Genomic DNA, 17,669 nt, shown 5'->3' with positions numbered 1-17,669 from the left:
GCGCCCTCCGCGCCGCGTCAGACGCGGTTCCGCTCGACCAGCTGCTTGACGATCACGTTGCGCTGGATCTCGTTGGTCCCCTCGCCGACGATCATCAGCGGGGCGTCCCGGAAGTAGCGCTCGATGTCGAACTCGGTGGAGTAGCCCGCCGCGCCGTGGATGCGGACGGCGTTGAGGGCGATCCGCATCGCCGCCTCGGAGGCGTAGAGCTTGGCCATGCCCGCCTCCATGTCGCAGCGCTCGCCGGCGTCCAGCCGTCCGGCGGCGTCCAGGGTGAGCAGCCGCGCCGCGCGCAGCTCGGTGGCCATGTCGGCGAGGTAGTTGCCGACCGACTGGTGCTTCCAGATCGGCTTGCCGAACGCCTCGCGCTCCTGGGCGTAGCGGACGGAGTCCTCCAGCGCGGCCCGGGCCACGCCGAGCGCGCGCGCCGCGACCTGGATCCGGCCGACCTCCAGACCGCGCATCATCTGCGCGAACCCGCGGCCCTCCTCGCCGCCGAGCACCGCGTCCAGCGGCGCCTCGCAGCCGTCGAACGACAGCTCGCAGCTCTCCACGCCCTTGTAGCCGAGCTTCGGCAGGTCGCGGGAGACCGTCAGGCCCGGCCCCTTCTCGACGAGCAGGACGCTGATGCCGCGGTGCCGGGGCCGGGCGTCCGGGTCGGTCTTGCACAGCAGCGCGATCAGGCCGGACGTCCGCGCGTTCGTGATCCACATCTTCGCGCCGTCGATCACGTAGCGGTCGCCCTCGCGGCGCGCGGTCGTGGTCATCGCCTGCAGGTCGGAGCCGCCGGACGGTTCGGTCAGCGCCATCGTGGCGCGCAGCTCACCGGTCGCCATCCGGGGCAGATACCGGCGCTTCTGCTCCTCGGTGCCGAAGACCGCGAGCAGGTGCGAGACGACCGTGTGCCCGCCGAACGCCCCCGCGAGCGACATCCAGCCGCGCGCCAACTCCTCGGTGACGAGGGCGTAGCAGGCCTTGGAGACCGAGACCTCGCCGTACGGTTCGGGCACGGCGAGCCCGTAGACGCCCAGCTCCTTCATTCGGGCGATCAGGTGCTCGGGGTAGGCGTTCGCGTGCTCGAGGTCGCGGGCCACCGGCCGGACCTCCCGGTCGACGAAGTCCGCGACGACCTCGACGATGGCGCGCTCCTCGTCGCTCAGCGTGAACACGGCTGCCGCCCTCCTCCGGCCCCGGCACCGGCCGGCGCCTTTTCATATATTTGATTTGAAAATCACCACTGTCAACTCGCTGGAGGCCGGAACCGGCTGATCGGACACGAGGGGGACAGTCCGTCCCTACATAATGTTGGGATCAGGCAGGCGTACGGGGAGACGATGACAGTGGCGAGTTCCGGCGACCGGGCGCTCGGCAGGCGCCGCCAGCTCAGCGACGAGGTGGCCGCCTACGTCCGCGAGCTGATCATGTCCGGCCAGGTCCGGCACGGGGAGTTCCTGCGGCTGGAGCGGATCGCCGACGACCTCGGGATCAGCGTCACCCCGGTCCGGGAGGCGCTGCTGTCGCTGCGCGGCGAGGGCTTCGTCACGCTGGAGCCGCGGCGCGGGTTCATGCCGGCGCCGCTGTCGCGCCAGGACGTCCAGGACCTGTTCGAGGCGCAGGCGTACTTCGCCGGTGAGCTGGCCTCCCGCGCCGCCGAGAAGATCACGGCGGACGAGCTGGAGGCGCTCGACCGGACGCAGCGGCTGCTGGAGCAGGCGTCCAAGGCCGCGGACGCCGAGGGCATCGAGCGGGCCAACCACCAGTTCCACCGGGTGATCAACCTGTGCGCCGGGTCGCCCAAGACGGCGTGGCTGCTCCAGCTCGTGGTGCGGTACGCGCCGCGCCGCTTCTACTCCAGCATCCAGGGCTGGAGCCAGGCCTCCGTCGACGACCACCGGCTCATCCTGGCGGCGCTGCGGGCCGGGGACCCCGAGGCCGCGCGCGGTGCGATGCGGGCGCACATCAGGCACGCCGGGGCGCTGCTGGTCGTGCACCTGGAGGCGCAGGGGTTCTGGGCCGACCACAAGGACTGACGGAGGCGCTCCCAGGGGGCCGCCCTTCCCTGGGGCGGGCATCGCCCCATATCGTATAAAAAATTGCGAGGAGGGGATCGATGGACGACCGGGACTCCGGAGCGGTGCGCGCCCCCGCGCGGCGATCGGCGGCGGACGCGTGACCGGCGGCCCCGCCGGCGACGTCGTCGAGGTCGCCGACCACGACGCGACCCGGGTCCTGACGCTGAACCGCCCCGAGGCGCGCAACGCGATCGACATCCCGATGCGCCTGCGGCTCCTGGACGAGCTGCGCCGCGCCGCCGACGACCCGGCCGTCCGCGCGATCGTGCTGACGGGCGCGGGCGGCACGTTCTCGGCGGGCGGCGACCTGCGGTCGATGGAGGGCGCCGGGCCCGACGAGGTCCGCGAGCGGCTGGCGCCGGTGCACCGGGCCGTCCGGATCATCGCGACCTGCGGGACCCCGGTGGTCGCGGCCGTCGAGGGCGCCGCCGCCGGGCTCGGCGTGTCCGTCGCCGCCGCCTGCGACCACGTGGTGGCCGCCGAGGACGCCCGGTTCGTCGCCGCGTTCGGCAAGGTCGGGCTGGTCGCCGACGGCGGGCTGCTGTGGACGCTCCCGCAGCGCGTCGGGATGGGCCGCGCCAAGGAGATGCTCGTGTTCGGCCGGACGGTGCCCGCGCCGCGGGCCTGCGAGATCGGGCTCGCCGACTCGCTCGCGCCGCCCGGCGGGGCCCTGGCCGCGGCGCTGGAGCTGGCCGCCGGCGCGGCGTCGCTCGCCCCGCTCGCGGTCGCCGCCGCCAAGCGGCTCCTCGCGCGCGCCGACCACAGCCTGAAGCGGCTGCTGGAGGCCGAGCGGGAGGAGCAGGCCGCGCTGTTCGGCACCGCCGACTTCGCGGAGGGCCGCGCCGCGTTCGCCGAGCGCCGCGCCCCCCGCTTCGAGGGCCGCTGAGCCGCCGGCGCGGCGGCTCCTTCGCACAGGCGCGTGATCCGGGAGGGAATGGAACGTGAGCAGGCTGCAGCAGACCTACGGGCTGTCGGACGAGCAGCGGGAGATCGTGGCGACGGTGCGGGCCTTCGTCGACAAGGAGATCCTCCCGGTCGCGACGGAGCTGGAGCACGCGGACGCGTACCCGCAGGAGATCGTGGACGGGATGAAGCGGCTCGGCCTGTTCGGGCTGATGATCGGCGAGGAGCACGGCGGCCTCGGCGAGTCGCTGCTGACCTACGCGCTCGCGGTGGAGGAGCTGTCGCGCGGCTGGATGAGCGTGTCCGGCATCGTCAACACGCACTTCATCGTCGCCTGGATGATCACCCACCACGGCACGCCGGAGCAGCGGGCGCACTACCTGCCGAGGATGGCGGCCGGTGAGATCCGCGGCGCGTTCTCCATGTCGGAGCCGGGCTGCGGCTCGGACGTGTCGGCGATCAGGACCCGCGCCGTGCCCGACGGCGACGCGTACGTGATCGACGGGCAGAAGATGTGGCTGACCAACGGCGGGTCCGCCAACCTCGTCGCCACCCTCGTGAAGACCGACCCGGACGCGGGCCACCGCGGCATGACGACGTTCCTGGTCGACAAGACGCCCGGGTTCGGGGAGGTCGCGCCGGGCCTGACCGTCCCCGGGAAGATCGAGAAGATGGGGTACAAGGGCGTCGACACGACCGAGCTGATCTTCGACTCCTACCGGATCCCGGCCGCGCAGGTCCTCGGCGGCGAGCCCGGCCGCGGCTTCTACCAGATGATGGACGGCGTCGAGGTCGGCCGCGTCAACGTCGCGGCCCGCGGCTGCGGCGTCGCGCGCCGCGCCTACGAGCTGGCCCTCGACTACGCGCGGCGGCGCGAGACGTTCGGCAGGCCGATCGCCGAGCACCAGGCGGTCATGTTCCGGCTCGCCGAGATGGCGACCAAGGTCGAGGCCGCCCACCAGATGATGGTGATGGCGGCGCGCCGCAAGGACTCCGGCGAGCGCAACGACCTGGAGGCGGGCATGGCCAAGTACCTGGCCAGCGAGTACTGCAAGGAGGTCGTGGAGGACTCCTTCCGCATCCACGGCGGCTACGCCTACTCCAAGGAGTACGAGATCGAGCGCCTCTACCGGGAGGCGCCGATGCTGCTGATCGGCGAGGGCACCGCCGACATCCAGAAGATGATCATCGGCCGCCGGCTGCTGGAGGACTGAGACCGCGATGCTCCCCCTCGAAGGCATCACCGTCGTCGCGCTGGAACAGGCGGTCGCCGCGCCGTTCGCCACGCGGCAGCTCGCCGACCTCGGCGCCCGCGTCATCAAGGTCGAGCGCGTGGACGGCGGCGACTTCGCCCGCGCCTACGACGCCAACGTGCGCGGCGGGCTCGGCACCCACTTCGCGTGGCTGAACCGGTCGAAGGAGTCGGTCGCGCTCGACCTCAAGCGGGACGAGGGGCGGGAGATCCTCGCCGAGCTGGTCGCGGGCGCCGACGTGTTCCTGCAGAACCTCGCGCCCGGCGCCGCCGCCCGTCTCGGCTTCGGCGCGGACGGGCTGCGCGCCCGCGATCCCCGGCTGATCGTCGTCGACATGTCCGGCTACGGGACGCGCGGCCCGTACCGCGACAAGCGCGCCTACGACATGCTCGTCCAGGCCGAGGCGGGGCTGATCTCGGTGACGGGCACCCCGGAGACGCCGGTGAAGGCGGGCTCCCCGCTGGCCGACATCGCCGCCGGGATGTACGCCTTCTCCGGGACGCTCGCCGCGCTCGTCCGGCGCGGCACCACCGGCGAGGGCGCGGCGATCGAGGTCACGATGTTCGACGCGGTCGCCGAGTGGATGAGCCAGGCGATGTACACGACCCTCTACACGGGGTCGGTGCCGCCGCGGACCCGGCTGAGCCATCCGGTCATCTCCCCCTACGACGCCTACCCGACCGCCGACGGGGTCGACGTCGTCATCGGCGTGCAGAACGACCGCGGCTGGGCGGCGCTGGCGACCGGCGTCCTGGACCGTCCCGACCTGGTCACCGATCCGGAGTACGCGACGAACCAGGCGCGGGTCCGCAACCGCGGGAAGGTGGACGCGATCGTCGCCGGCGTCACCTCGGCGATGGACCGCGCGGAACTGCTGCGGCGGCTGGACGAGGCGGGCGTCGCGAACGCGTCGCTGAACGACGGGCACGGGCTGATCGCGCACCCGCAGCTCGCCGAGCGGGACCGCTGGCGCGAGGTCGGCTCGCCGGTCGGGGCGATCCGCGCGATCCGCCCGCCGATCACCTTCGCCGACGTCGAGGCGCGGATGGACCCGGTCCCGGCGCTCGGCGAGCACACCGAGGCGGTCCTGCGCGAGCTCGGACGCGACGGCGCGGACATCGCGCGGCTGAGCGGGGCCGGGACCGTGCGGCTGCACGCGGAGGCCCCGCCCGCCACGTGACCGGCGCGCCCGCCACGTGACCGGCGCGCCCGCCACGTGACCGGCGCGCCGCCCGCCCGGCCGCCGCCCCGGCGATCACGGCCGGACCACCGGATATCGTGGCGGCATGGCCAGCACGACCCCGCCCTCCGCCCCCGACCGCCGCCGCGAGGAGATGCGCGACTTCCTGCGGACCCGCCGCGCCCGGCTCACGCCCTCCGACGTCGGCATGCCCGACGCGGGCCGGCGCCGGACGCCGGGCCTGCGGCGCGAGGAGGTCGCCGTGCTCGCCGGGGTCGGCGTGTCCTGGTACACGTGGCTGGAGCAGGGCCGCGACATCAAGGTCTCCGGCGACGTGCTGGACGCCATCGCCCGCGCCCTCCGGCTCGACGCCGCCGAGCGCGAGCACCTGTACCTGCTGGCCGGGCTGAACCCGCCGCGGCGGGAGGCCGGCCCCGCCGCCCCGATCACGCCGGAGCTGCGGCGGGTGCTGGACGCGTGGTCGCCGCGGCCCGCCTACGTCCGGGACCGGCACTGGAACTTCGTCGCGATCAACGACGCGGCCCGCGAGGTGTTCGGGTTCTCCGACGTGGACCACAACTGCCTGGTGACGTTCTTCACCAACGCCCGCTACCGGAGCATGCACCTGGAGTGGGCCGCCGCCGCCCCGGGCGTCGTCGCCCGGTTCCGCGCGGACGCGGCCCGCTATCCCGACGACCCCGAGTTCGGCCGGATCGCCGAGGACATGATCGAGGTCAGCCCGGAGTTCGCCGAGCTGTGGCCCCGGCACGACGTGAGCGCCGCCACGCAGGCGGTCAAGGGCGTCCGGCACCCGGAGGCCGGCGAGATGATCTTCGAGGGGACGCTGCTGCCGCTCGCCGACCGCCCCGGCACCGACCTCGTGCTGCAGAACCCGCGGCCCGGCACCGGGACCATGGAACGCCTGGAGCGGCTGATGGCGCGGCGCCGTCTGGCCGCGGCGAGCTGACCCCCGCCCGCGAGGGTGGTGGTGGCAGACCCAGGATGAGCGCGGTCTGCCTGCTTCTCCGGCGATCCGGCACGATCGTTCCCGAACGAACCAGACGAAGGGAACGGCCGTGAGGAATCGTGATTTCGCGGGTACGCCGGTGGGCGCCGTCGGGCTGGGCTGCATGGGCATGAGCTGGGCCTACACCGAGTCCGAGCGCGACGACGACGCGTCGGTGGCGCTGATCCGCGAGGCGCTCGACCTGGGCGTCACCTTCCTGGACACCGCGCAGCCCTACGGCGACGGCCACAACGAGACGCTGGTCGGGCGGGCCCTCGCGGGCCGCCGCGACGAGGCGGTGCTCGCCACCAAGACGGGCCTGGTCGTGGAGTCGCTCGCCACCAGGAAGATCGTCCGCAACGGGCGGCCCGAGCACGTCAAGGCGTCCGCCGAGGACAGCCTCCGCCGCCTGGACACCGACGTGATCGACCTCTACTACCTGCACCGCGTCGACCCGGACGTGCCGCTGGCCGACACCTGGGGCGCGATGGCGGAACTGGTCGCCGAGGGCAAGGTGCGGCGGCTGGGACTGTCGGAGGTCAGCGTCGCGCAGGCGGCCGAGGCGCACGCGATCCACCCGGTGGCGGCGATCCAGTCGGAGCTGTCGCTGTGGACGCGGGACGCGATGGGGCAGCCCGCGGCGGAGTCCGCCGGCGCCGGTGCGGTCTCGGGCGCCGGCGAGGCGGGCGACGTGGTCGGCTGGTGCGCTGCCAACGGGGCGGCGTTCGTCCCGTTCTCGCCGCTCGGCCGGGGGTTCCTCACCGGGACCGTCACCGCGGCCGACTTCGAGGACGGCGACTTCCGCGGCGCCAACCCGCGCTTCCAGGAGGAGGCGCTGAAGGCCAACCTGCGCATCGTCGACGTCGTCAAGGCGGTCGCCGAGCGGCACGGCGCCACCCCGGCGCAGGTCGCCATCGCCTGGACGCTCGCGCAGGGCGACCACGTCATCCCCATCCCCGGCACCAAGAAGCAGCGGTACCTGCGCGACAACGCCGCCGCCGCCGACCTGGACCTCACCGAGGCCGACCTGGCCGAGCTGGACGCCGTTCCCGCGGCCGTTGGAGGGCGTTACTGATGAAGGCCGTCACCATTCCCGCGTTCGGCGAGGCCGACGTGCTGCGCGTGGACGAGGTCAAGGTCCCCGAGCCGGGGCCGGGGCAGGTGTCGATCGACGTCGCCTACGCGGGCGCCAACTTCGCCGAGGTGCTGTACCGGCGGGGCGTCGTGGACGTGCCGCTGCCGTTCGTCCCCGGCATCGAGGTGTCCGGGCACGTCCGCGCGGTCGGCCCCGAGGTCGAGGGGCTGCGGCCCGGACAGCCCGTCGCCGCGCTGACGATCGTGGACAGCGGCGGGTACGCCGAGGCCGTCGTCACCTCCGCCGACCTGGTCGCGCCGCTGGACGGTCTCGACCTCGGCCTGGACGTCGCGGCCGCGATCCCGTCCAACAGCACGACCGCGTTCCTCGTCCTGGACCGGGCGGCGCGGATCGAGCCCGGCGAGACCGTGCTCGTGCACGCCGCCGCCGGAGGGGTCGGCAGCCAGCTCGGCCAGGCGGCGCGGCAGCTCGGCGCGGGCCGCGTGGTCGGCACCGTCGGCGGCCCGGCGAAGATCGAGACGGCGCGCGGCTTCGGCTACGACGACGTCGTGCTCCGCGACGAGCTGCCGGACCGGGTCGCGGACCTCACCGGCGGGCGCGGGTTCGACATCGTGGTCGACATGGTCGGCGGCCCGGCGCGCCGCACCAGCCTCGACGCCCTCGCCCCGATGGGCCGGATGATCGTCATGGGCAACGCGTCGGGCGCGGACGACGTGGGCGTGTCGGCGAACGAGCTGTGGTTCAGCAACAAGTCCGTGTCGGGGTTCAACCTCGCGGCGTTCTCGGGCGCGTTCCCGGCCGAGGCGGGCCGGGCCCTGCGCCGCGCCGTGGCCGCCGCGGCCTCCGGCGACCTGCGGCTCCAGGTGGAGGAGCTGCCCTTGGAGCAGGCCGCGGAGGCACACCGCCGCATCGAGTCGGGCGCCACGACCGGCAAGCTCGTCCTCGCGGTGCGCAGCTGACGCTCACACCGCCGTGACCAGCCATGCGGTGCTCCGCAGCCGGACGCCGCCGGGCGTCTCGAACGGGCGGGCCGCGCCGGTCAGCGCGGCCCGCGCGCGGCCGGCGGCGGCCTCGTCCAAGGCGCCGCCGAAGGCGCCCCAGGCGAGGAGGAACGAGGCGGCCGCCTCCGCGTCCGGTCCGAGGACGATGGACGTCTCGACCTTTTCGGAGCGGACGTCGGCGAACCCGGCCGCGCCGAGCACGGCGGCGATCCGGTCGGGGTCGGACAGCGAGTGCACGTCGGACGGGGGTCCGCCCGCCGGCGCCGGGGGCATGGCCGCCGCGACGATGCCCGGCAGGTCGTTGCCGCCGGGCGGGCCGACGGTCGTGAACACCAGCCGTCCTCCCGGCTTCAGGGCCCGGCGGACGTTGCCGAAGGCGGCCACGGGGTCGCGGAAGAACATCATGCCGAACCGGCTGATCGCGACGTCGAACTCGCCGTGGCGGAAGGGATGCGTCTGCGCGTCGCCCGCCTCGAACGCGACATTGCCCAGGCCCTCGCGGTCGGCGAAAGCGCGGGCCTGGGCGAGCAGGGGCTCCGCGATGTCGTTGCCGAGGACGCTTCCGCGGGCGGCGAGCCGTGCGGCGCGCCGCGAGGTCGCGCCGTAGCCGCAGCCGACGTCGAGCACGCGCCCGGCGGGAGGGACGGCGGCGGCGGCGAACAGGGCGTCGTCGTACCCGCCGCTGATCACCTCGTAGCGGGCGGCGTCGGCGACGCGGTCGATGGTCCCCATGGTCATGCCTTCCGCGCCGGGGCGGGCGCCTCGGCGGCCAGGGCGAGCAGTTCGTCGACCGACCACTGGTCGTAGGCGTGCTCGCCGTACTTCGCCGCGATGAGCCGCCCGTCCGCGCCGATCAGGAAGTCGCCGGGCAGGCCCAGCCGGCCGCCGGTCGGGCGGGCGGCCGGCGGGCGCTCGCGGCCCCGGAGCACCCGCCAGGTCTTGATGACCGAGGACCAGGCGAGCGGGCCCCACACCCGGGGGTCGAGCAGCGCGCGGCGCGCTGACTCGACGCCGAACTCGGCGTACAGGCGCTTGCGGGGGTCCCCGACGACGGGGAACGGGAGTCCGGGGACGTGCTCGCGCAGTTCCTCCTCGGTGGAGTGGAACACCACGATCTCGCGGATCCCGGCGGCCTCGATCTCGGCGTGCCGGGTGACGAACGAGCGCAGGTGCAGGTTGCAGATCGGGCAGCCCGCGAACCGGCGGAACTGCAGGTGGACGAGGCGGCCCGGGTCGGGCACGGGGACGGCGGGGCCGCCGACCGGGGTCAGCTCGCGGGCGGGGACGTCGGAACCGGGGACGAGACGCATCGGCGCGCTCCTTAGGTGTACGGCATACGCTTACGATCGTAAGCGTATGCCGTACGCTGTCAAATGCCATGCCGAGACCCCGCTCGCTCACCCAGGACCAGGTCGCCGCCGCGGCGCTCGCCGTCATCGACCGGGACGGCCTCGCCGGGCTGTCCATGCGCGCCGTCGCCAAGGAGCTCAAGCTGAGCACCATGGCGCTGTACCGGTACGTCCGCGACCGGGAGGAGCTGGAAGGCCTCGTCATCGACCTCGTCTACGCGGAGGTCGACCCCACGCCGCCGCCCGGCGGGCCGTGGGAGGAGAGGATCGTGACGATGGCGCTGCGGCTGCGGAAGGCGTTCGGCGCGCACGCGGCGATCATGCCGCTGACGCTCACGCACCGGCACGACTCGACCGGGTCGCTGTGCTGGGGCGAGACGGTGGCCGGCATCCTGCACGACGCCGGCATCACCGGGCCGCGCGCCGCCGTCGCCCTCCGCGCGGTGATCGCCTACATCATCGGCGCCATCCAGCTGGAGCACCTCGGCCCGCTGGAGGGCGAGGGAACGGCCGCCATCGCCGCGCTGCCCGCCGACCGGTTCCCGAACATGGCGGAGACCGCGCGGCACGCCCGCCACATCGGCCCCGACGAGGAGTTCCGCGGGGGACTGGCGGCCGTGCTGCGCGGCCTCGGCACCGCCTAACGCACCGGCATCGTCTAAAACACCAGCACCGTCTGACGCATCAGCACCGCCTAACGCACCAGCAGCGCCTGCTGCGCGCCGATGGCCTGCACGGCCTGTTCCACGATCCCGTCGATGAGCTGGACGCAGCTCGGCAGGTCGTCGATGACCCCGACGACCTGGCCCGACGCCATCACGCCGAGATCGGGACGGCCGTCCACCATCGCCGCCTTCAGCAGCATCGGGGTGTTGGCCGCCATGAGGACCTGCGACCAGGACAGGTCCTTGCCGTGCTTCATCGCCTTCCCGTCCGCGATCATCGCGCGCCACGACATCCCGGACAGCTTCTTGAACCGGGCCCCGTTGCGCAGCGCCCGGACCAGCCCGCTGACCCGGCCGGACGACTCCAGGCCGTCCACCAGCGCGCTGCGCAGCACCCGGTGCGGCATCCCGTCGACCTGCCGGGTCACGACCGTCTCGCCCGTCTTCAGGTACACCTGCTTGACCGCGTCGGGGACCGAGCTGTCGGAGGTCAGCAGGAACCGGGTGCCCATCGCCACGCCCGCCGCCCCGTAGGACAGCGCGGCGGCGAGCCCGCGCCCGTCGAAGAAGCCGCCGGCCGCGATCACCGGGATGTCGACCGCGTCCACGACCTGCGGCAGCAGCAGCGTGGTGGCGACGGCGCCGGTGTGCCCGCCGCCCTCGCCGCCCTGCACCAGCACCGCGTCCGCGCCCCAGCCCGCCACCTTCTCCGCGTGCCGCCGCGCGCCCACGGACGGGATCACGACGAGGCCCGCGTCCTTGAGCTTGGCGATCAGCTCCTTCTTCGGCGCGAGCGCGAACGACGCGACCTTCACGCCCTCCTTGATCAGCAGGTCGATGCGGTCGCCGGCGTCCCCGGCGTCGGCCCGCAGGTTGACCCCGAACGGCGCGTCCGTGCGGTCCTTCACCTCGTGGATCGCGTCCGCGAGCTGGTCCAGCGTCATCGTCGCCGACGCCAGGATCCCGAGACCGCCCGCGTTCGCGACCGCGGTGACCAGGCGCGGGCCGGCCACCCAGCCCATGCCCGTCTGGACGACCGGGTGCCGCACGCCCGTCAGCCGGGTCAGCGGGGTGTCGAGCCGCTGCTCCATCAGGCCGGGACCTCCCGCTCGCGCAGCCCCTTCGGGTCGAGCACCTCGCGCATGACCCGCAGCTCCTCGTCGTCCGGGAGACGGGTCTGCGGCACCTCGTCCGGGACGGCCAGCTCGAACCCGGTGGCGGCCACGACGTCCTCGACGGTCACGCCGGGGTGTACCGAGCGCAACCGCATCCGGTGGTCGGGGGTGTCGAAGTCCAGCACCGCCAGGTTGCTCACCACGGCGCGGATCTCGTGCGCGCCCCGGTCCCAGCCGACGCCGCTGACGAAGTCGACCGTGTCGGTGAACACCCGCGTCGAGTGCTTCGGCACCCAGTAGCTCGTCGGGTTCAGCAGCGTGTTGCCCGGCCCGCCGCGCGACCCGAGGAGCTGCCGCGTCGGCCGCCCCCAGTCGCCGATGCACGAGATGTTGGTGTTGCCGTACCGGTCGATCTGCGACGGCCCCATCACCACGTGCCGCCGGGCGTTCAGCACCAGCCACAGGTGGTCGCGGAACGGCAGCCAGCCCTCCGCCACCTCCGCCGTGCGGCCCAGCGGGACGGGCTCGGCGCTCAGCGTCGGCCCGCCGTCGGTCGTCAGCAGGTCCGGCTCGAACGTGGCCCGCGCGAGCCGCGAGCCCAGCATCGGCACGAAGCCGGCGACCGCCGCCGCCACGATCTCCCCGTCGCCCCGGAACAGCTCAGCGCAGGCGACCGCGCAGACCTCGGCCCTCGTCACATCGCTCATCGGGACTCCTCCTGCCAGGTCCGGACCGCGTCCTGGTACGCGGCCTCGTCGCCGGACAGGAACCGGTCGCGGAACGCCGCCCACGCCTCCGGGTCGCCCGCCGACTTCGCGTACAGCTTCTGGAACGCCTCGTCGCGGCGGTGGTCGGGCTCGCAGTCGGTGAAGTGCGCGCCGTTCGGCGTCTCCACCACGCCCGCGACCTGCGCCCGGCTGATCAGCATCGACTGCGGCGGGCCCTCCTTGGCGAAGTCGGCGGTGTCCACCAGCCGCTCGCAGGAGATGTACGTCCGGTCCGCGGCCTTGGCGAACAGGTCGTCCATGTACGGGTCGGCGCCGAGGTACTGGGCGTTGCCGCGCGCGTCGGCGCGGTTCATGTGGATCAGCGCCGCGTCCATCTTCAGCGCCGGGACGGCGACGAGCTCTTGCCCGTCTTCGTACGGCGACCGGATCGTCTTCAACTCCGGGTTGACGCGCATCACGTCCGAGCCGAGCCCGACCGGGGTGGGCAGGAACGGCAGCCGGTGCGCCGCCGCGTACAGCCCGAACATGAACATGCCCTCGTCGTACTCGGTCAGCTCGATCGACCCGGTCTGCCGGGCCTGCCGGAAGTGCGGCTCCAGCGGGATCGAGTCCATGGTCACGAACGCGGTGACGAGCCGGCGGACCTTGCCGGCCGCGCACAGCAGCCCGACGTCCGGGCCGCCGTAGGTCACCACCGTGAGGTCGGTCACGTCCGAGCGGCACAGCGCCCGGACCAGGGCCATCGGCTTGCGCCGCGAGCCCCAGCCGCCGATCCCGAGCGTCATGCCGCTCTCCAGCGACCCGACGATCTCCTGGATGGAGAGAACCTTGCTCACTTGGCCCCCTTGGCGACGAAGGCGTCGCGGTGCTCGTCGCCCGCGCCCATGAGGTTCAGCTCGAACGTGAACCCCTGCTCGTAGCGGTAGCTGCGGCGGACGTCGACCGGGTCGATGCCGTTCAGCGACTCCTTGGCGCGCCGGATCACGTACCTGTCCTTCGCCGCGATGTTCCCGGCGACCTCCAGCGCCTTGGCGCGCAGCTCGTCCTTCGGGACGACCTCCAGCACCGAGCCGTGGTGGTGGAGCTCGGCCGCGGTCACGTTGCGGCACGTGTAGACCATCGCGCGCATCAGGTGCTGCGGGACGAGCCGGGCCAGGTGCGTCGCGGCGCCGAGCGCCCCCCGGTCGACCTCGGGCAGGCCGAAGAAGGCGTCGTCGGACGCCACGACGATGTCGGCGTTGCCCGCCAGGCCGATGCCGCCGCCGAGGCAGAAGCCGTGCACCGCGGCGACGACCGGCACCTCGCAGTCGTAGACGGCGGCGAACGCCGCGAAGCAGCCCCGGTTGGCCCCCACCAGCGCGGTGTGGCCATCGGTCCGCTGCATCTCCTTGATGTCGACGCCCGCGTTGAAGCCCCGGCCCTCGGCCCGGAGCACGACGGCGCCGACCTGCGGGTCGCGGCCGGCCGCGAGCACCGCGTCGGCCAGTTCGAACCAGCCCGCGACGGTCAGTGCGTTGACCGGCGGCGCGTCCACGACGATCTCGGCGACCCCGTCCAGGGTCGTGGTGGAGACTCCCATGCGCTACCTTTCCACCAAACATTTGTTAGAACAGACCGTAGCAGAGGGGCTCGGAGGAGGCGGGATGTCACTGACGCTGGACCTGGCGGGAAAGACCGTCGTGGTCACCGGAGGCGCGCGCGGGGTCGGTGCGGGGATCAGCCGCGCCTTCCTGGAGGCGGGCGCCGACGTGATCGCGGTGGCCCGGCGCGAGCCGGACGCGCTGCCCCAGGGCGGCGGCCGCAAGGCGGCGTTCGTCTCGCTGGACGTCCGGGACGCCGACGCCGCCGAGGCGTTCGCCGCCGGGCTCGACCGGGTCGACGTCCTGGTCAACAACGCGGGCGGCGCGCCTTTCCTGCCGCTCACCGACGGGCCGCTGCGCACCCACCTCAAGATCATCGAGCTGAACCTGACCGGACCGCTGATCATGGCGCGGACGCTGCGCCCGCTGATGCCGGACGGCTCCTCGGTGGTCAACATCGGCAGCGTCAGCGGGGTCCGGCCGTCGCCGGGCACCGCCGCGTACGGCGCCGCCAAGGCCGGGCTGCACAGCCTCACCCAGTCGCTGGCCGTCGAGTGGGCGCCGCGGGTGCGGGTCAACACGCTGGTCCTCGGCATGATCCGCACCGAGCTGGCGCACCTGCACTACGGGGACGAGGCGGGCGTCGAGGCCGTCGGCCGCACCGTCCCGATGGGCCGCCTCGGCGACCCGTTCGAGGTCGGCGCGGCCTGCGTCTACCTGGCCTCGGACCTGGCGTCCTACGTCACCGGGTCGCAGATGCTGCTGCACGGCGGGGGAGAGCGCCCCGCGTTCCTGGACGCCGCCACCGTGAACAAGGAGGAGTCGCGATGATCTGCAAGGACCGCGTGGTCGCCGTCACCGGAGCCGGGCGCGGGCTCGGCCGCGCGCACGCGCTGGAGTTCGCCCGGCAGGGCGCCCTCGTCGTCGTCAACGACCTGGGCGTGGCCCGCGACGGCAGCGGCGACGCCTCCGGCGGCCCCGCCCAGGACGTCGTCAAGGAGATCGAGGCGCTCGGCGGGCGGGCCGTGGCCAGCACCGACGACATCGCCACCGACGCGGGTGCCGCCGCGCTCGTCGCCACCGCGGTGGACACCTTCGGCCGCCTCGACACCCTCGTCAACAACGCCGGTTTCCTCCGCGACCGGATGCTGATCAACCTTTCCGAGGACGAGTGGGACGCGGTGATGCGCGTCCACCTCAAGGGGCACTTCCTGCCGCTCAAGCACGCCGGGCAGTACTGGCGGGCCGAGAGCAAGGCGGGCCGCCCCGTGGACGCCCGCGTGATCAACACCTCGTCCGGCGCGGGCCTGCTCGGCAGCGTCGGCCAGGGCAACTACTCGGCCGCGAAGGCCGGCATCGTCGGGCTCACCCTCGTCGCCTCCGCCGAGCTCGGCCGGTACGGGGTGAACGTCAACGCGATCGCGCCCGCCGCCCGCACCCGGATGACCGAGGAGGTCTTCGCGCAGACGATGGCCGCGCCGGCCGAGGGCGAGTTCGACGCGATGGCGCCGGAGAACGTGTCGCCGCTGGTCGTCTGGCTCGGGTCCGCGCAGTCCAAGGGCGTCACCGGCCGGGTCTTCGAGGCCGAGGGCGGCAAGATCTGCGTGATGGACGCGTTCCGGCACGGACCCACGGCCGACAAGGGCGCTCGCTGGGACCCCGCCGAGGTCGGCGAGGTCGTCGCCGGCCTCCTCGCCGAGGCCCCGGGGCCCGAGCCGGTGTACGGCGCGGGCTGATTCACCCCCTCGCCCGCGCCCCTCGCCCGCGCCGGGCGCGGCCGGTTCCGGTCGCGAACCTCCGTGGAACCGCCCTGACCTGCCACCATTCCGGATATCGACGGGGGATGGGGGATGGTCGTGTCACCGAACCGGATCGTGGCGACCACGCGTCGTAGGTGCCGGGGAATGTCCCCGGACGACGTGAGAGGCAGGGGGTGCCGCCATGGCTCCTGTTGAGGGTCCGCCGCCAGGGGACGTGCCGCGCCGCGGCCCCGCCCACGAGATGACCGGCGCGTTCCTCGCCGGGCCCGGCGGCCGCCCCCGGCCCGTGGCGGCTCCCGCCGTCGCGCCGGAGCGGCGGGAGCGGAGCGGCGGACGCCGGGGCCGCGTCGCCGCGGGGGCGGCCGCGGCCGTCGTGGCCGGCGCCCTCCTCGGCTTCGGCGCCGAGTCCGGCGGATCGCCGTCCCCGCTGCGCCCGGTCGGCCGGTTCCTGGACTTCTACTGCGGGGTCTTCGCGCTGGTCGCGCTGTCGCTGACGGTCATGATCGGGCTGCTGGCCACCGACCGCGCGATCCTCGCCTCCCGGCACCGGCTGCGGGCCCAGGCCGTGCACCGGGCCACCGCGTTCCTCGCCGTGGCGATGCTGGCCGTCCACATCGACTCGCAGCTCGCCGAGCACCGGGTCGGGATCGCCGGGGCGTTCCTGCCGCTGCCCGGCCGGCACGCCGCCGACTACGACATCGGCGTCATCGCCTTCTACCTCCTGATCATCGCCGTGGCCGGGGGCATCGCGCGCGGCCGGTTCGCCGGCACCCGGCATCCGTGGATATGGCGGGCCACGCACCTCACCGCGTACGCGGCGTGGCCGCTCGGGATCTGGCACGGCCTGACCTCCGGCCGCGCCCCCGCCGTGTGGGTGACGGCGGGCTACCTGCTGTGCGTGGCCGGAGTCGTGCTCGCGCTCGCCGCCCGCCCCGTCCTGCGGCCCCGGGAGAGGAGGACGCCGTGAGCGCGCTCGCCGTCCGGCACGTCGGCCCGCCGCGCCTCACCAAGGGGCTCGCCGACGGGGGACGCCTCGACTGGGACGCCCACCGCGCCCTGCATCCGCACCCGCGCCCCCTCACCACCGACCAGCTCGTCGCGCTGTGCGAGGAGGGGCGGCTGCACGGGCGTGGCGGCGCCGCGTTCCCGTTCGCGCGCAAGCTGCGGGCGACCGCCGACAGCGCCGTGCGGCGCGGCAAGCGGACGATCGTGGTCGTCAACGGCACCGAGGGCGAGCCCGGCAGCGCCAAGGACAAGGCGCTGCTGCGCGGCGCGCCGCACCTGATCCTGGACGGCGCCGCCCTCGCCGCGACCGCGCTCGGCTCGCTGGAGATCATCGTCGCCGTGACGGACGGGACGGCGGCCGCGTCGGTGCGGGACGCGATCGCCGAGCGCGACCTCGGCGGCCGGGCCCGGGTGGCGCTGCTGCCGGAGCGGTTCGTCACCGGCGAGAGCGGGGCGCTGGTGCGCGGCATCAACGGCAAGCGCCCGATCCCGCCCGGCCGCAAGGGCCGCGCCTCGACCCGCGGCGTGGACGGCCTGCCCACGCTGCTGTCCAACGCCGAGACCTACGCCCAGCTGGCCGTGCTCGCCGGGCTCGGCCCCGCCGGGTACCGGAAGGTCGGGACGCCCGACGAGCCCGGCACGGTGCTGCTGACCGTGACCGGCTCGGCCCGCTTCCCGGCCGTGGTGGAGACGCCCGCCGGGGCCCCGCTCGGCCACCTGCTCGACCTGTGCGGCGCGCGGGCGGGCGAGGGAGTGCTGGTCGGCGGGTACCACGGCGCCTGGCTGAAGGGCGAGGTCGCGACCCGGACCGCGGTGTCGCGCGCCGGGCTCGCGGCGGCGGGCGGCGCGCTCGGCGCCGGGATCGTCATGCCGGTCGGGCGCGGCACCTGCCCGCTCGGCGAGGCCGCGCGCGTCGCCGGGTACCTGGCCGCCGAGTCGGCCGGGCAGTGCGGGCC

At 74.2% G+C, this 17,669-nt stretch carries 19 protein-coding genes; 12 read left to right on the top strand and 7 right to left on the bottom strand.

What is annotated here, in order from left to right:
* Positions 1–17: 17 nt before the first annotated feature.
* The gene (locus tag ABZ914_RS17585) at positions 18–1,169 is read right to left on the bottom strand and encodes an acyl-CoA dehydrogenase family protein (protein ID WP_387020679.1); all 1,152 of its coding nucleotides are present in this window, start codon (positions 1,167–1,169) and stop codon (positions 18–20) included.
* 165 nt (positions 1,170–1,334) lie between these two features.
* Between ABZ914_RS17585 and ABZ914_RS17580 the strand changes: the two genes are divergently transcribed.
* The 7 genes from ABZ914_RS17580 to ABZ914_RS17550 all read left to right on the top strand — a co-directional run bounded on the left by ABZ914_RS17580 (position 1,335) and on the right by ABZ914_RS17550 (position 8,469).
* Entirely contained in the window at positions 1,335–2,030 is a 696-nt protein-coding gene (locus ABZ914_RS17580; RefSeq protein WP_500194019.1) for a GntR family transcriptional regulator, read from the top strand.
* A 139-nt stretch (positions 2,031–2,169) separates the two neighbouring features.
* Entirely contained in the window at positions 2,170–2,958 is a 789-nt protein-coding gene (locus ABZ914_RS17575; RefSeq protein ID WP_500194017.1) for an enoyl-CoA hydratase/isomerase family protein, read from the top strand.
* A gap of 55 nt (positions 2,959–3,013) precedes the next feature.
* Positions 3,014–4,189, top strand: coding sequence for an acyl-CoA dehydrogenase family protein (locus ABZ914_RS17570; RefSeq protein WP_500194016.1), 1,176 nt, complete (start codon positions 3,014–3,016; stop codon positions 4,187–4,189).
* A 7-nt stretch (positions 4,190–4,196) separates the two neighbouring features.
* Complete coding sequence (locus tag ABZ914_RS17565; RefSeq protein WP_500194014.1) at positions 4,197–5,408, top strand: CaiB/BaiF CoA transferase family protein; 1,212 nt, start codon at positions 4,197–4,199, stop codon at positions 5,406–5,408.
* A 106-nt stretch (positions 5,409–5,514) separates the two neighbouring features.
* Positions 5,515–6,375, top strand: a complete 861-nt coding sequence (locus tag ABZ914_RS17560; protein ID WP_500194012.1) for a helix-turn-helix transcriptional regulator — start codon at positions 5,515–5,517, stop codon at positions 6,373–6,375.
* A 109-nt stretch (positions 6,376–6,484) separates the two neighbouring features.
* A complete protein-coding gene (locus tag ABZ914_RS17555; protein WP_500194010.1) occupies positions 6,485–7,489 on the top strand; it encodes an aldo/keto reductase in 1,005 nt (334 codons plus the stop codon).
* Positions 7,489–8,469, top strand: coding sequence for a quinone oxidoreductase family protein (locus ABZ914_RS17550; RefSeq protein ID WP_500194009.1), 981 nt, complete (start codon positions 7,489–7,491; stop codon positions 8,467–8,469). The genes ABZ914_RS17555 and ABZ914_RS17550 overlap by 1 nt, the downstream gene beginning before the upstream one ends.
* A gap of 3 nt (positions 8,470–8,472) precedes the next feature.
* Here the strand turns inward: ABZ914_RS17550 and ABZ914_RS17545 are convergent, their stop codons facing one another.
* Complete coding sequence (locus tag ABZ914_RS17545; RefSeq protein ID WP_500194007.1) at positions 8,473–9,243, bottom strand: class I SAM-dependent methyltransferase; 771 nt, start codon at positions 9,241–9,243, stop codon at positions 8,473–8,475.
* 2 nt (positions 9,244–9,245) lie between these two features.
* Positions 9,246–9,821, bottom strand: a complete 576-nt coding sequence (locus tag ABZ914_RS17540; RefSeq protein WP_500194006.1) for a peroxiredoxin-like family protein — start codon at positions 9,819–9,821, stop codon at positions 9,246–9,248.
* 68 nt (positions 9,822–9,889) lie between these two features.
* Between ABZ914_RS17540 and ABZ914_RS17535 the strand changes: the two genes are divergently transcribed.
* A complete protein-coding gene (locus ABZ914_RS17535; protein WP_500194004.1) occupies positions 9,890–10,504 on the top strand; it encodes a TetR/AcrR family transcriptional regulator in 615 nt (204 codons plus the stop codon).
* 50 nt (positions 10,505–10,554) lie between these two features.
* Here the strand turns inward: ABZ914_RS17535 and ABZ914_RS17530 are convergent, their stop codons facing one another.
* From ABZ914_RS17530 to ABZ914_RS17515, 4 genes are read right to left on the bottom strand one after another with little or no spacing between them, the layout of a single operon-like run.
* Positions 10,555–11,616 carry an NAD(P)H-dependent flavin oxidoreductase gene (locus ABZ914_RS17530; protein WP_500194003.1) on the bottom strand — a complete coding sequence of 354 codons (1,062 nt, stop codon included), beginning with the start codon at positions 11,614–11,616 and terminating at the stop codon, positions 10,555–10,557.
* On the bottom strand, positions 11,616–12,347 hold the full coding sequence (locus ABZ914_RS17525) for a CoA-transferase subunit beta (protein WP_500194001.1): 732 nt from the start codon (positions 12,345–12,347) through the stop codon (positions 11,616–11,618). The genes ABZ914_RS17530 and ABZ914_RS17525 overlap by 1 nt, the downstream gene beginning before the upstream one ends.
* Positions 12,344–13,204, bottom strand: a complete 861-nt coding sequence (locus tag ABZ914_RS17520; RefSeq protein WP_500193999.1) for a CoA transferase subunit A — start codon at positions 13,202–13,204, stop codon at positions 12,344–12,346. Before ABZ914_RS17520 ends, ABZ914_RS17525 begins: the two co-directional genes overlap by 4 nt.
* On the bottom strand, positions 13,201–13,947 hold the full coding sequence (locus ABZ914_RS17515; protein ID WP_190858472.1) for an enoyl-CoA hydratase family protein: 747 nt from the start codon (positions 13,945–13,947) through the stop codon (positions 13,201–13,203). The genes ABZ914_RS17520 and ABZ914_RS17515 overlap by 4 nt, the downstream gene beginning before the upstream one ends.
* A 64-nt stretch (positions 13,948–14,011) precedes the next feature.
* Here ABZ914_RS17515 and ABZ914_RS17510 point away from each other — a divergent pair, with 64 nt between their 5' ends.
* The 4 genes from ABZ914_RS17510 to ABZ914_RS17495 all read left to right on the top strand — a co-directional run.
* Positions 14,012–14,779, top strand: a complete 768-nt coding sequence (locus ABZ914_RS17510) for an SDR family oxidoreductase (protein ID WP_500193997.1) — start codon at positions 14,012–14,014, stop codon at positions 14,777–14,779.
* Positions 14,776–15,684: an SDR family oxidoreductase gene (locus tag ABZ914_RS17505; protein ID WP_500193995.1), complete on the top strand. Its 909-nt coding sequence runs from the start codon at positions 14,776–14,778 to the stop codon at positions 15,682–15,684. The genes ABZ914_RS17510 and ABZ914_RS17505 overlap by 4 nt, the downstream gene beginning before the upstream one ends.
* Positions 15,685–15,889: 205 nt before the next feature.
* Positions 15,890–16,675, top strand: coding sequence for a ferric reductase-like transmembrane domain-containing protein (locus ABZ914_RS17500; RefSeq protein WP_500193994.1), 786 nt, complete (start codon positions 15,890–15,892; stop codon positions 16,673–16,675).
* A partial coding sequence (locus tag ABZ914_RS17495; RefSeq protein WP_500193992.1) for an NADH-quinone oxidoreductase subunit NuoF family protein occupies positions 16,672–17,669 on the top strand: 998 nt, incomplete at its 3' end. The genes ABZ914_RS17500 and ABZ914_RS17495, both read left to right, overlap by 4 nt.

The organism is Spirillospora sp. NPDC046719, from assembly GCF_040645715.1.
In the GTDB taxonomy this organism is placed as follows: domain Bacteria; phylum Actinomycetota; class Actinomycetes; order Streptosporangiales; family Streptosporangiaceae; genus Spirillospora.
This window is presented reverse-complemented; position numbering and strand designations above follow the sequence as displayed.